The sequence below is a fragment of the Flavobacterium zepuense genome (assembly GCF_007097145.1).
GTDB lineage: Bacteria > Bacteroidota > Bacteroidia > Flavobacteriales > Flavobacteriaceae > Flavobacterium > Flavobacterium zepuense.
On sequence record NZ_VJVZ01000006.1, the window covers coordinates 166,130 to 179,165 of the forward strand.

The following is a 13,036-nucleotide window of genomic DNA, read 5'->3' on the forward strand; positions in this document are numbered from 1 at the left end:
AAAATACAATACAGTATTAATGGAGAATTTTAAAATGATTGCCAAAACCTTTTTTGGTTTTGAAGAAATACTGGCCAAAGAGCTGCAAATGCTGGGCGCACAGGATGTTGAACAGGGTGTAAGGATGGTAAGCTTTAAAGGCGACAAGGGCTTTATGTATAAGGCTAACCTTGCATTGCGTACTGCCCTTAAAATACTTAAACCCATTAACGGCTTTAGGGCTGCTAACGATAATGCTCTTTATAAAGGTGTACAGGCTATAGACTGGGCGCAATACCTTAATGCCAACCAGAGTTTTGTGGTTGATGTTACGCTGCATTCTGATTATTTTAACCACTCGCAGTTTGTGGCGCTTAAAACCAAAGATGCTATTGTAGACCAGTTTAGGGACCGCTACGGCAAACGCCCTGATGTAGATAAAGACTACCCGGATTTAAGGGTAAACATACATATTTATGACGACCAGGTATCTGTAGCGTTAGATACATCTGGTAACTCACTGCACCAGCGCGGTTATAAAACAGCTACTAATATAGCACCTATTAACGAAGTGCTTGCTGCAGGAATGTTATTGCTTAGCGGATGGGATGGCCAGGGCGATTTTCTTGATCCTATGTGCGGTAGTGGTACTATTGTGGCCGAAGCTGCCATGATTGCCTGCAACATACCTGCCAACCTTAACCGTAAAGAGTTCGCTTTTGAGAAATGGAACGACTGGGATAACGACCTGTTTGATACTATTATGGATGCGCTGCTTAAAAAAGTGCGTGAGTTTCATTACACCATTAAAGGATATGATAAGGCACCATCGGCAGTTATGAAGGCTAAGGATAACATTAAAAATGCCAACCTGGATGAGTATGTAACCATACAGCAGGAAGATTTTTTTACTACCGAGAAAGAAACCCGTGGGCCACTGCACATGGTATTTAACCCACCATACGGCGAAAGGCTGGATGTAGACCTTGAGCGTTTTTACCGCGAAATAGGCGATACCCTTAAACAGGGCTATCCCGGTACAAACGCATGGTTTATAACCGCCAACCTTGATGCGCTTAAATATGTGGGCTTAAAGCCGTCGCGAAAAATTAAGCTGTTTAACGGTAAGCTGGAGGCGCGTTTGGTTAAATATGAAATGTATGAAGGCAGCAAGCGTACCAAATTTCAAACCGGAGAGGGAGATCCTGATAAATACCCGGATAATTACTAAGTTTTTTAAAAATGAATAAGTCTACAAAAGCAATTTTATATAATTTTCTTGGGTTTGCACCCATTTACCTGTTGCTATACTTCGTAATAGGTAATTTTACCGGCCTTACGGGCTGGTGGATACCCATTACCGCCTTTATTGTTACCACAATACTGGCACCTAAATTTCAGGCAGCAAAAATTCACGGCGAAGAAAAAATATTTATGCGCTGGCTTTTTATTAAAGGCGTTAAAGAGATTAAATAGTTTATTTCTCCTCTTTTAGGACGTTCTCTTTTTCTGTGGTTCCGGCTGGGCAGGTGCTTTCACGAGCTTTTTACCAAAGAAAAGGCGTATAAACATCAGCAGTATTATAAGCGGCAGGATTATTATAAAGCACAGTTCTAAATAGGTTGTGGCGGCATCCATAAGCATATCGGTGTAGAGTGTGCCTTTATTATCCAGGTATACATACGTTTCAAGATAGGCTATCAAAAAGGCACACATAAAGCATATAGCCAAATATAAGTATGCCGCCCTGTTTAACGCCTTGCTGAACTTTACAAGGTTAAAGCCGCTAAACGCATGTTGTGTTTTAAGGAAAAGGAGCAAAGGCCCTCCAAATAAAATTGCCAGTACTATGTAAGCCATTTAGTTATTATTGGTTTTTTAATTTTTATAGATACTTATTTTAACTGCTCTTCCAGTTTTGCTATTTCAGTATCGTTATAATTTAATTCGCGTGCCATTTTAAGTAGTTTCTTATGGTTTATATCCTTAAGCGGAGCATAATAAACATAACTACCAAAGTTCGGCATCATGGGGTTGTTATCACCCGTGGGCTCAACCTTTGTGAGTAACGGCTTAACTACCTTTAATATTTCTTTAGGCCCGCGCTCGGCGTCAAATTTAACTACTTTTTCCGGAACTGCCGGTGGTATAAGCGTTGCTGGCATTTGTGCTATAATAGGTAAGTAATCTGTTAACAGCTCCCATGAACTTTCGTCTTTAACCGTTGCCATGATCTCTGCTAAATTGGTTATCGTACATGTAGAAACATTGGTTTGAAACATTTTATGCACCTTGCCTAATGCAGGTTTTCCTATCTTAGATAAGATTGCTGTGGCTTCTTCTTCAAGCCCGTTACCATGATTGGCATGTATATTTAAGATAACCAGGCAAATATCGGTAGTGTAGTTTATGTCTTTAGTTTTGTATATCTGCTTAAGCTTCGCTATTTTTTCTTTCGGTGTGTGGTTTGGCGTACCTAAAAAGAGTATCAGGTCATAATCTTCATCATTATACTTTAAATCGGTATAAGGCGGTACGTACTTATAAAAATTACCTTTACGTTCCAGCGTAGCTTTCTTTTTTTTATCGCCGGTAAGGCCGTATAATTCAGATAACTTTTCATAAACCTGCGGCTCATCAGGCATACTGTCAGCAAGTTTTAAAAGCCTTTTCTCGGCATCCGCATAATTTTTCTGGCGGATATTATTTTCGGCAAGGTTAAACAACGCAGCCATGCTATAGCTGTCGCTCTCGGTCATAGTTTCAAAAAGCGCATTCGACTTATCGTAATTGCCCAGTGCCTGCTGTATTTTTGCAATAATAAACCTGTCTTCTATACGATGGTACTGGCTATCAAGATATTCAAGATCAGCCAATGCCGACTTAAAGTTCTCTTCCACAAACTGCTCCTCGGTATATTCAGTCTTTTTAGCCGCCTTATAAACCGAACTCCCATCTATGCTCTTACTTCCCAATCCAAGCTGCGCCATCTCTATACTCATATCAGACCGTCTTTTTACAAGTCCGGGCTCAGGGCCAAATTTTTCAACACCGGCTTCAATAACTGCAACGCCATCCGTCCACAAGCCGTTCCTAAAAAGGCTGTAGCCGTAGGCATCATATATTTCAGGGCAGGTTTTGTTTTTGTCGTACACCGCTTTACTACTCAGTACGGCTTTGGCACTGTTGTTTTCATCTATAGCTGCAAGGGCGTTGTCGGCAAGTGCCATAAGGCTGTCGTTACAGTGTATAAAGTTGGTTTCGGGGGTTTTATACTCCAATACTTTGCGCTTAAACGGCTGCTGCGAAAAGCACAAAAGAGAGCAAAGGAGCAGTGCCGGGAGTATAACTGTAACTTTCATGACCGGGAAATTGATATTTCAAATATAAACAAAAACAAAGCGTTATTATTGTTCAGAATAAACTGTTGTCTCATCATTATTAAATAGGAGTGAAAGCGTTGCAATAAAATCCTGCATTTCGTGGGTTACTTTCTGTACTGCTATTTTTCCCTGCTCTGTAACCCTGTAATATTTTCTAACGCGTTTGCCTATGTATTTATTTTCGGTCTCCAGTATTCCGGCCGCTTCAAGCTTGTGCAGGATAGGGTAAAGGGCACCTTCAGATATATCGATTTTGCCATTGGTTAACGCTTTAACCTTTTGAGTAAGCTCATAGCCATATAACTTTTCATTATCGCCCAGAAGTTTTAAAATGATAGGCTGAAGCGTTCCTTTAGTAAGTTCTTTACTGTACATAGATATTATACATTTTAATTAAATGTATGTATTTTTTATGTAGAGTAGTTATAACTTCAGATATAATATTTTATAATTTTCAGCAAGATGCATAAAGATAAATGGCTGCCAAATGGCAGCCTCTCATCTATAAACTAATTTGATATTACTTCTTTAGATACGTATCAAAATAATCAGCAATTTTTTGGTTCAGGTGCACCCTGTCTTTACCGCGAACGTTGTGCTCATGCGTAGGGTACAAAAAGTAATCTACCTGTTTGCCATTTGCAATACAGGCATTTATAAACTCCATACTGTTTTGCTGTACCACTACATTATCCTGGGCACCGTGTATTACAAGCAGCCTTCCTTTTAGCTTGGGCGCTTTTTTAATCACGCTGGTACTCTCATAGCCTTCAGGATTTTCCTGAGGTGTATCCATATAACGCTCGCCATACATTACTTCGTAATATTTCCAGTCGCATACCGGGCCACCCGCAACACCCACTTTAAAGGTATCGGCCTGATCCAGCATTAATGATGTGGTCATAAATCCACCAAAACTCCAGCCATACACACCTATTTTACTGGCATCTACAAACGATTTTCCTTTAAGGAAAGCCACGCCCTGCATCTGGTCGGCCATTTCGTTAACGCCCAGGTTGCGGTGTACTACGTGCTCAAAATCACGGCCGCGGGCATCACTACCGCGGTTATCAATTGTAAAAACCACATAACCCTGTTGTGCCATATAATAGTCGAAAAGGCCTGCGCCACCCAGCCACTTATTGGTAACCAGCTGCGCATGCGGCCCACCGTATACATACACCATTACCGGGTATTTTTTTGCAGCATCAAAATTTGCAGGGTAAATAAGCCTACCGTTAAGCGGGGTCTTACCATCGGCACTTGTAACAGTAACAAGTTCCATTTTTGGCAATATGGTTTTGTTTGTGTACGGATTTTCAGCCTTAAAAAGGGTAGTAGCTTTGTTGGTTTTAGTGTTTACGATGCTCACATCATTAGGCGTAGTAGTATTGCTAAAGCTGTCTAACACCAAAGAACCATCAGTACTTACTATAGCGCTATGCGTGCCCGATGCTGTAGTTACCTGCACCGTTTTACCCGATTTCAGGTCGGTTTTGTACAACTGTCGGTCCAGGCCGTTATTGACAGCGCCAATGTAAAATACATTTTTAGCACCTGTATCAAAACCAAGTAATTCGGTTACAACTACATCTTTATAACCAAGCTTTTTAAGCTCTTTACCATCAGTGTTATAAAGGTACAATTGTTCATATCCGTTTTTCTCGGTACGGTACAAAAACTGGTTATTATTGCCTGGCACAAAGGTAAGTATATGCAAAGGCTCTACATATGTGGCGGCTTTTTCTTCAAACAGGGTTTTAATAAAGTTACCTGTTGCAGCATCATATTTATTTAGTTTTAAATGGTTTTGCTCGCGGTTAAGCACACCCACATATATTTGCTTACCATCCGGCGACCAGGTAACGCAGGTTAAAAACTGCTCTTTAGGGCCATCGGTTTTTAGGATAACTTTTTTATTGTTAGCAACATCATATATTACAAGGGTAACCTCTTCACTTTTCATCCCCGCCATTGGGTATTTAATATCTTTTGCTGCCGCAATGCGCTCACTCCATTGCACTAACGGGAAATCAGCCACCATGGTTTCATCCTTGCGGTAGTACAAAAGTTTATCGCTGTTGGGGCTCCACCACATACCTTTATCAATCCCAAATTCCTGGCGGTGAGTATAGTCGCTACCGTTTACGATCCCTTTATCGGAATCATTGGTTACTGCAATATCTTTACCGTTTTTAGTAATTACAATGTTATTTTCTTTAAGCCATGCAGCAGATGTTCCATTAGATGAAAGTACCTGATTAGCAGCATCGGCGCCAATAGCAACGGCACTTTTAACGGTTTTATCGGTAACATTTAAAAGTACAATGTAAGTATTGTTGGTACCGGCGGCTTCAAATTGCAGGGTGTTTATATCACTCCACGAATATCCCATCGGGAAAGTCCTGAAACTAAACGTTTCATTAGGCAATTTACTTTTTAAGGCACTTACCAAATCGGCTTTACTTAATAGTGTGCTTTCTGCCCATTTACCTTCTTCGTTTCGGGCAACCAAATTTTCGTAAGTTGCATCAATATAAGTAACGGTGTGTGTGTCCGGCCTCCATTGTTGTGCAACTAAGCTCTTAACAGCATAATTTTGATATTGCCCGTAAGTAGCCTCCTGTATGGTAAAGTTTTTTTGTGCCGTTGCAGCTGCTCCTGTTAAAAGAAAAAGCCATAAAAGTTTTCTCATTGTAGTTAGTTTAAAGGGCGAATTTAAATATTCTGGTGCTCAAATCCGAGATTTTACCTAAATATATAGGTAAGAAAAAAATCCGCTGCAGCATATAACTGTAGCGGATTTAGCAAAATTGAGTTAGTTATAAGGTAGCTGTAGCAGTTTCTAAAATTCCAATTTCTGTCATGCAGCTTTTCATCATTTGGTAGGTGCGTTCTATATCATTATCTAATCCTATAGAGAAACGTATCAGTCCGTCAGTTAACCCCATCGCTTTTTGTTCTTCCAATGGTATTTCGCTCGATGTTGATGTTCCCGGAGCACTAAACAATGTCTTGTAGAAACCAAGGCTTACCGCCAGGTAACCCAAGTTGCGATGCTGCATTAATTCCATCAGTTCATTTGCTTTATCAAGGCTACCCACATCAAGTGTCATCATTCCGCCAAAACCATACTCCGGGTTTATCATGTTTCTGTAAAGTTCGTGGCTCGGGTGGCTTGCAAGGCCAGGATAAACCGTTTTTAGTCCGTCCTGCTCAAAACGTTCTGCTAAGTATAAAGCATTAGCACTGTGCTGTTTCATACGTATGTGCAGCGTGCGCAGGTTTTTCATGATGCTGGCTGCACGCAGGCTGTCCATAGTTGGGCCTAAAAGCATAGAGGCGCCATTGTTTACGTTTTTTGTAGCATCTATAAACTCGCGGGTGCTACAGGTAACTCCACCCACGGTATCGCTGCTGCCGTTAATGTATTTAGTAAGGCTGTGAATTACTACATCAGCACCTAATTTTGCCGGCGCAACCGACAGGGGAGAGAATGTATTATCTACTACCAGTTTTAAATTATGTTTTTTCGCAATTTTAGAAAGTGCGGCAATATCAGTCACCTCTAAAAGCGGGTTGCTAACGGTTTCGCAATACAAAACTTTAGTGTTGGGTGTAATGGCAGCTTCAATAATTTCAATTTTGGTGCTGTCTACAAAAGAAGTGCTGATGCCAAGATTTGGTAAAAAGTTCTTCATAAAGGCATACGTGCCTCCGTAGATGGTTCTGCTTGACACTATATGATCTCCGGCTTTACATAATTGCAGTAGGGTAGTGGTAATTGCCCCCATGCCCGATGCGGCTACATTGGCAGCTTCGGTACCTTCCATAGCGGCAAGTGCCTGGCTAAGGTATAGATTGCTGGGCGACGAATGGCGCGAATACAAATAGCAGCCTTCGGCATTGCCCTCAAACGTATCGAACATTGTCTTAGCAGAAAGGAATGTATAGGTAGACGAATCGGATATTGATGGGTTTACACCTCCAAATTCGCCAAAATATTGCAGGTCTTGTATGTTATCGGCAGGGTTTAAATTTTTCATGCTGTCTTTATAATGATTAATTACAAATCAAATAGACGATATGTTAAATAAATAATCAATCATAATGCGTTAATTAAGATTTTAAATCTATAAATTTGACTTATGGTAGATTTTAAAATTAAAATCACCTCAAAAATTTTTCGATAAAAGAAAATTTATCACATGACACCCGATATAACCGACAGAAAACTGCTTTTACTTTTGCAGGAAGACAGCACCCGGACCACCAAAGAACTTTCGGTAAAACTGAACCTCTCAGTTACTGCAGTATACGAGCGTGTAAAAAAACTGGAACGCGAGGGCATCATAAATAAATATGTTGCATTGGTAGATCGCAACAAAGTAAACAAAGGCTTTGTGGTATTTTGCCATTTAAAACTCATTCAGCACACAAAAGAGTACCTGACTAAATTTGAAAGGGAGGTTATTAAGCTCGACGAGGTTTTAGAGTGCTACCATGTAAGCGGCGATTATGATTATATACTTAAAATATACGTTGCAAATATGGAAGAGTACCGCGAATTTATGGTTACCAAGCTTACTACACTGCAACATATCGGCAGTACGCACAGTACTTTTATGATAGGGGAGGTTAAGAATACCAACATCATTGTACTGTAATTAAGCAATAGCGGGTAATTCTTTTTATATTTGTTATAAATGATTAAACCACATAGTATGACTAAAAAATATTTGGTACTGGCATTATTGCTGCAATTAGCAATGCCGGCACTGGCCCAAAAAGCGCCACAAATAAAAGTAGAGCAGGGCTTGTTAGAAGGCACTGCAGAAAAATCGGGTGTGCAAAGTTTTAAGGGTATTCCGTTTGCACAGCCACCCGTTGGGGACTTGCGTTGGAAAGCACCCCAACCTGCAAAAAATTGGACGGGAGTACGCCAGGCAACTGCATTTGGCAATAACGGAATGCAAAAAGCTGTATTTGGCGATATGATGTTCCGTTCGCCTAAAATGAGCGAAGACTGTCTGTACCTTAATGTATGGACCCCCGCAAAAAAACCGACTGAAAAACTACCGGTACTGGTATATTTTTACGGTGGAGGCTTTGTTGCCGGAGATGGTAGCGAACGCCGCTATGACGGCGAAAGCCTTGCTGAAAAGGGTATCGTAACCGTTACATTAAATTACAGGCTTGGAATTTTTGGGTTCTTTTCGCATCCGGAACTTACTAAGGAATCTCCTAGTCATGCATCGGGCAATTACGGTTTATTAGACCAGCATGCCGCGCTGCTTTGGGTTAAGAAAAATATTGCGGCCTTTGGCGGTGACCCTAATAAAATAACCATAGCAGGGGAGTCGGCAGGATCTATTTCAGTATCTGCACAAATGGCGTCACCACTATCTAAAGAACTTATAGCCGGTGCCATCGGCGAAAGCGGTGCCATGATAAATCCAACGCTTGATGCTATTCCACTTGCAGATAATGAAAAACATGGAACGGTATTTGCCGAAAAAATAAAAGCAGGCTCATTAGCCGCCTTACGCGCGTTAACTGCCGAACAGTTGTTAGAAGAAGCTGCCAAACCGGGAGCATTTTATACCAAAGCTGTGGTAGACGGTTACTTTTTAACCAAGCTACCATTAGAAACTTTTGATGCAGGTGAGCAGGCTAAAGTGCCCTTATTAGCAGGGTGGACGTCGGCTGAAATTCCGTATCAGGCGTTTATGCAAGGGCAATTTCCGAGTCCGGAAAATTATGCAAAGCGTGTAAAAGAACAATATGGCGATAAAGCCGCTGAAGTATTAAAACTATATCCGGGTACCACCCAGGAAGAGGCTATTACATCGGCTACAGCCTTAGCCAGCGATAATTTTATAGTATACAGCACCTGGAAATGGGCTGATCTTCACCGCAAAACTGCCAGGCAACCTGTATACGTGTATCAATTTTCGCGTGCCAGGCCACCAATGAAAAGCGAAATGGGCAATGCAAAATCGGGCCTTGCAGGTGGCATTGTTAAAGGTGATGGCGCTAAAAAAGATGAGAATGCCATGCCTGAGCCGCTGGCGGGTGCATCGCATGCATCGGATATTGAGTATGCATTAGGCAACCTCGCCAGCAATACAATTTTTGAGTGGACAGATGATGATTATAAAGTATCTGAACTTAACGAAGATTACTTTGCTAACTTTATTAAAACAGGCAACCCCAACGGTAAAAATTTGCCCAACTGGCCAGTAGTAAACAAAGCAACCGGCGATATGACCATTATGGATATTAATGTGCAAAGCAAAGCTTACAAAGAGCCTTACAGGACCCGTTATTTATTTTTAGACAATTATTACAGGACTAAAAAGTAAAATATTTTCCTGCCAAAATTTTTTTAAAAGTCAATAGTGTGCTTACATACCTGCAAACCGGGACGGGTTGCCCTTGACTAAAAAATCTTTTTTATTTAGCTTCATATAAATCATATTGCCTAAATTTGCGTAACAAAATTTAATCCATACAAATACATATACTATGAGTTCATTTGACGTAGTCGTTATAGGTTCTGGTCCCGGCGGATATGTGGCAGCCATCAGGGCGTCGCAATTAGGTTTTAAAACCGCAATTATAGAAAAATATCCAACCCTTGGGGGTACCTGCCTAAACGTAGGTTGTATACCAAGTAAGGCATTGCTGGATTCTTCTCACCATTACCATGATGCACACTCAAATTTTAAAGAGCACGGTATTGATATTGCGGGTGAAATTAAAGTGAATTTTGAGCAAATGATAGCCCGTAAACAAGGCGTTGTAGATCAAAATGTTAGCGGTATTAAATACCTTATGGACAAAAACAAGATCACAGTTTTTGAAGGTGTTGGATCGTTTGAAGATGCTACCCACATTGTAGTTACAAAAAACGATGGTTCTAATGAAACTATCGAAGCTAAAAATACCATTATAGCAACGGGTTCTAAACCATCATCGTTGCCTTTCATAAAAATCGACAAAGAAAAAATAATCACATCTACAGAGGCGCTTAAGCTTAAAGAAGTTCCTAAACACCTTATCGTTATTGGTGGTGGTGTAATAGGCCTGGAGCTTGGCCAGGTATACCTTCGCCTTGGTGCGCAGGTATCGGTAGTGGAGTATTTAGACCGTATTATTCCGGGTATGGATGCCGGCCTTAGTAAAGAGCTTACCAAAGTTCTTAAAAAACAGGGCATGAAGTTCTACACATCCCATAAAGTAAAATCGGTAGAGCGCAACGGAGCCGATGTGCAGGTTCAGGCAGAAAATGCTAAAGGCGAAACCATTACACTTGATGGCGATTATGCATTAGTTTCAGTAGGGCGCCGTCCATTTACCGAAGGCCTTAATGCAGATAAAGCCGGAGTTAAAATATCTGATAGGGGTATTGTAGAAGTTAATGAACATTTACAAACAAGTGTACCAAACATTTACGCTATTGGCGATGTTATACGTGGTGCAATGCTTGCCCACAAAGCGGAAGAAGAAGGTGTTTTTGTTGCCGAAACTATTGCCGGCCAAAAACCACATATAGATTATAACCTTATACCGGGCGTTGTGTATACCTGGCCGGAAGTTGCAGCTGTTGGTAAAACAGAGGAGCAGCTTAAAGAAGCGGGTGTTGAGTACAAATCGGGTAGTTTCCCGTTCAAAGCGCTTGGCCGTAGCCGCGCAAGTATGGATACCGACGGTTTTGTAAAAATCCTTGCGGATGCGAAGACTGACGAGGTTTTAGGTATTCACATGATTGGTGCACGTACTGCCGACCTTATTGCTGAAGCTGTTATTGCAATGGAATTTAAAGCAAGTGCTGAGGACATTGCAAGGTCGTCTCATGCTCACCCTACATATGCTGAGGCTGTTAAAGAAGCTGCACTTGCCGCTACAGAGAACAGGGCTATCCATATTTAATAAATTTATCATATATAAAAGCAACCCCATTCTGAAAAGAGTGGGGTTTGTTGTTTTTTGAGGGGAAAACATATTAATTATTCGTTTTGAAGCAATAAATATGAGAATGCCGGTATATAATGCCTATATTTGTTGGAAACACTAAACTTACTATGAGTATTTTTGACACTAATAATGAATTTTCTAATCTTGAAAGTTCTAATGCAGATAAAGGATTTTATGATACGTTAAAAAACTACGTTAATAAGGCAGAGAGCGATAAAGCAGCATCAAAAACATCTTCCAAAGATAAAACAGAAGAATCTGCTAAAAAGGCAAAGTAATTTGTTTTTTAATCACAGTATATTCTTAGTACTTTTGGTTCTTCAAATTACTTTGCTTGAGAACTTCGGTACTACATACATTACAAGATCCTACTCAATTTAAACAACTGTTGCTTCAATGGGCGCAACAGTTTAGGGAGGTGGTATTTTTAGACAGCAACAACTACCATCAAAATTATACCTCTTATGATGCTGTATTGGCCGTAGATGCACTTACTTCAATACAGACGGATTACCACAACGCTTTTGATGAGCTTAACACCTATCAGCAAACTACTAAGGACTGGCTGTTTGGCTATTTATCATATGATCTTAAAAATGATACCGAGGCTATCCAATCATCTAATTTTGATGGTTTGGGTTTCCCCGACCTGTTTTTCTTTCAGCCTAAAAAGATATTCCTGATAAAAGATGACCTGGTAGAATTGCGCTATTTAAATATGTGCGATGATGAACTTGATTCGGACTGGGAGGAAATTAACAAACAACAGTCATCAAGCAACCAGCAACAATCAACCGACAACCGACAGCTATTAGCCATTGATCAGCGGATTTCTAAAGAACGTTATTTAGAAAAAGCCGGTAAAATGCTGGAACATATTTACCGTGGCGATATTTATGAAGCCAATTTTTGCATGGAATTTTATGCGGAAGATGCAACCATCGATCCGCTTGAAAAATTTGTAAAATTAAATGCCATATCAGAACCACCATTTGCAACCTACTTTAAAAATAATAAGCAATATTTACTCTCGGCATCGCCCGAACGTTATTTAAAGAAGGAGGGAAGTAAGGTTATATCGCAACCTATTAAAGGTACTGCCAGGCGAAGCGCTGATATTGTTGAAGATGAGGCCCTGAAACAGGAACTCCTTGTGAACGAAAAAGAACGCTCTGAAAATATAATGATCGTAGATTTAGTGCGTAACGACCTTTCCCGCACTGCAGAGAAAAACTCTGTTCATGTAGATGAATTGTGCGAGGCGTATAGCTTTAAGCAGGTGCATCATTTAATTTCTACTGTGGTATCAACCGTTGGCTCAGAATACAGCCCTGTTGATGTTATAAGGACTACTTTCCCGATGGGTAGCATGACGGGTGCGCCAAAAATATCGGCCATGCAAATTATAGAAGACCTGGAGGAAACCCGCCGTGGGCTGTACAGTGGGGCAGTAGGTTATTTTACACCGGAGGGCGATTTTGACTTTAATGTGGTTATTCGTAGCATCTTATACAATGCGGTAAATAAATATGTTTCGTTCTCTGTGGGCAGTGCTATAACCGCGCAGGCAATCCCTGAAAAGGAATATGAAGAATGCTTGTTGAAAGCCCGTGCCATGCGCAGCGTTTTAGAAAACACCTGATAGTGTATTGGTTTATTGTAAGCTAAAATGTAGTAAATTTGTAGTTTACTTA

General features: G+C 40.6%; 12 protein-coding genes. 7 read left to right on the forward strand and 5 right to left on the reverse strand.

Going from position 1 to position 13,036, the window contains the following annotated elements; genetic code table 11:
* Positions 1–19: 19 nt before the first annotated feature.
* Both FMM05_RS11015 and FMM05_RS11020 read left to right on the forward strand, forming a co-directional pair.
* Complete coding sequence (locus FMM05_RS11015) at positions 20–1,210, forward strand: THUMP domain-containing class I SAM-dependent RNA methyltransferase (protein ID WP_143373433.1); 1,191 nt, start codon at positions 20–22, stop codon at positions 1,208–1,210.
* 11 nt (positions 1,211–1,221) lie between these two features.
* The gene (locus FMM05_RS11020; RefSeq protein ID WP_143373434.1) at positions 1,222–1,455 is read left to right on the forward strand and encodes a hypothetical protein; all 234 of its coding nucleotides are present in this window, start codon (positions 1,222–1,224) and stop codon (positions 1,453–1,455) included.
* 15 nt (positions 1,456–1,470) lie between these two features.
* On the opposite strand, the gene FMM05_RS11025 is transcribed toward FMM05_RS11020, so the two are convergent.
* From FMM05_RS11025 to FMM05_RS11045, 5 genes are all read right to left on the reverse strand, one after another.
* Positions 1,471–1,839 carry a hypothetical protein gene (locus tag FMM05_RS11025; RefSeq protein WP_143373435.1) on the reverse strand — a complete coding sequence of 123 codons (369 nt, stop codon included), beginning with the start codon at positions 1,837–1,839 and terminating at the stop codon, positions 1,471–1,473.
* 35 nt (positions 1,840–1,874) lie between these two features.
* On the reverse strand, positions 1,875–3,341 hold the full coding sequence (locus FMM05_RS11030; protein WP_143373436.1) for a tetratricopeptide repeat protein: 1,467 nt from the start codon (positions 3,339–3,341) through the stop codon (positions 1,875–1,877).
* Positions 3,342–3,386: 45 nt separating this feature from the next.
* The gene (locus tag FMM05_RS11035; RefSeq protein WP_143373437.1) at positions 3,387–3,737 is read right to left on the reverse strand and encodes a PadR family transcriptional regulator; all 351 of its coding nucleotides are present in this window, start codon (positions 3,735–3,737) and stop codon (positions 3,387–3,389) included.
* A gap of 145 nt (positions 3,738–3,882) precedes the next feature.
* A complete protein-coding gene (locus FMM05_RS11040; RefSeq protein ID WP_143373438.1) occupies positions 3,883–6,057 on the reverse strand; it encodes a S9 family peptidase in 2,175 nt (724 codons plus the stop codon).
* 127 nt (positions 6,058–6,184) lie between these two features.
* Positions 6,185–7,408 (reverse strand): aminotransferase class I/II-fold pyridoxal phosphate-dependent enzyme, encoded by a 1,224-nt coding sequence (locus FMM05_RS11045; RefSeq protein WP_143373439.1) that lies wholly within the window; start codon positions 7,406–7,408, stop codon positions 6,185–6,187.
* A gap of 162 nt (positions 7,409–7,570) precedes the next feature.
* On the opposite strand from FMM05_RS11045, the gene FMM05_RS11050 reads away from it, so the two are divergent.
* The 5 genes from FMM05_RS11050 to FMM05_RS11065 all read left to right on the forward strand — a co-directional run bounded on the left by FMM05_RS11050 (position 7,571) and on the right by FMM05_RS11065 (position 12,984).
* Entirely contained in the window at positions 7,571–8,029 is a 459-nt protein-coding gene (locus tag FMM05_RS11050) for an Lrp/AsnC family transcriptional regulator (protein WP_143373440.1), read from the forward strand.
* Between the two features lie 57 nt (positions 8,030–8,086).
* A complete protein-coding gene (locus tag FMM05_RS11055) occupies positions 8,087–9,727 on the forward strand; it encodes a carboxylesterase/lipase family protein (RefSeq protein ID WP_143373441.1) in 1,641 nt (546 codons plus the stop codon).
* Positions 9,728–9,890: 163 nt separating this feature from the next.
* Positions 9,891–11,297, forward strand: a complete 1,407-nt coding sequence (lpdA, locus tag FMM05_RS11060) for a dihydrolipoyl dehydrogenase (protein WP_143373442.1) — start codon at positions 9,891–9,893, stop codon at positions 11,295–11,297.
* Positions 11,298–11,449: 152 nt separating this feature from the next.
* On the forward strand, positions 11,450–11,620 hold the full coding sequence (locus FMM05_RS20990; RefSeq protein ID WP_185965564.1) for a hypothetical protein: 171 nt from the start codon (positions 11,450–11,452) through the stop codon (positions 11,618–11,620).
* A gap of 56 nt (positions 11,621–11,676) precedes the next feature.
* Positions 11,677–12,984: an anthranilate synthase component I family protein gene (locus FMM05_RS11065; RefSeq protein ID WP_143373443.1), complete on the forward strand. Its 1,308-nt coding sequence runs from the start codon at positions 11,677–11,679 to the stop codon at positions 12,982–12,984.
* Positions 12,985–13,036: the final 52 nt, after the last annotated feature.

What these genes read in the sequence shown, in the direction of transcription:
- FMM05_RS11015 (WP_143373433.1), top strand. Translation starts at nt 20, where the DNA reads ATGGAGAATTTTAAAATGATTGCCAAAACCTTTTTTGGTTTTGAAGAA.
- FMM05_RS11020 (WP_143373434.1), top strand. Translation starts at nt 1,222, where the DNA reads ATGAATAAGTCTACAAAAGCAATTTTATATAATTTTCTTGGGTTTGCA.
- FMM05_RS11025 (WP_143373435.1), bottom strand. Translation starts at nt 1,839, where the DNA reads ATGGCTTACATAGTACTGGCAATTTTATTTGGAGGGCCTTTGCTCCTT.
- FMM05_RS11030 (WP_143373436.1), bottom strand. Translation starts at nt 3,341, where the DNA reads ATGAAAGTTACAGTTATACTCCCGGCACTGCTCCTTTGCTCTCTTTTG.
- FMM05_RS11035 (WP_143373437.1), bottom strand. Translation starts at nt 3,737, where the DNA reads ATGTACAGTAAAGAACTTACTAAAGGAACGCTTCAGCCTATCATTTTA.
- FMM05_RS11040 (WP_143373438.1), bottom strand. Translation starts at nt 6,057, where the DNA reads ATGAGAAAACTTTTATGGCTTTTTCTTTTAACAGGAGCAGCTGCAACG.
- FMM05_RS11045 (WP_143373439.1), bottom strand. Translation starts at nt 7,408, where the DNA reads ATGAAAAATTTAAACCCTGCCGATAACATACAAGACCTGCAATATTTT.
- FMM05_RS11050 (WP_143373440.1), top strand. Translation starts at nt 7,571, where the DNA reads ATGACACCCGATATAACCGACAGAAAACTGCTTTTACTTTTGCAGGAA.
- FMM05_RS11055 (WP_143373441.1), top strand. Translation starts at nt 8,087, where the DNA reads ATGACTAAAAAATATTTGGTACTGGCATTATTGCTGCAATTAGCAATG.
- lpdA (WP_143373442.1), top strand. Translation starts at nt 9,891, where the DNA reads ATGAGTTCATTTGACGTAGTCGTTATAGGTTCTGGTCCCGGCGGATAT.
- FMM05_RS20990 (WP_185965564.1), top strand. Translation starts at nt 11,450, where the DNA reads ATGAGTATTTTTGACACTAATAATGAATTTTCTAATCTTGAAAGTTCT.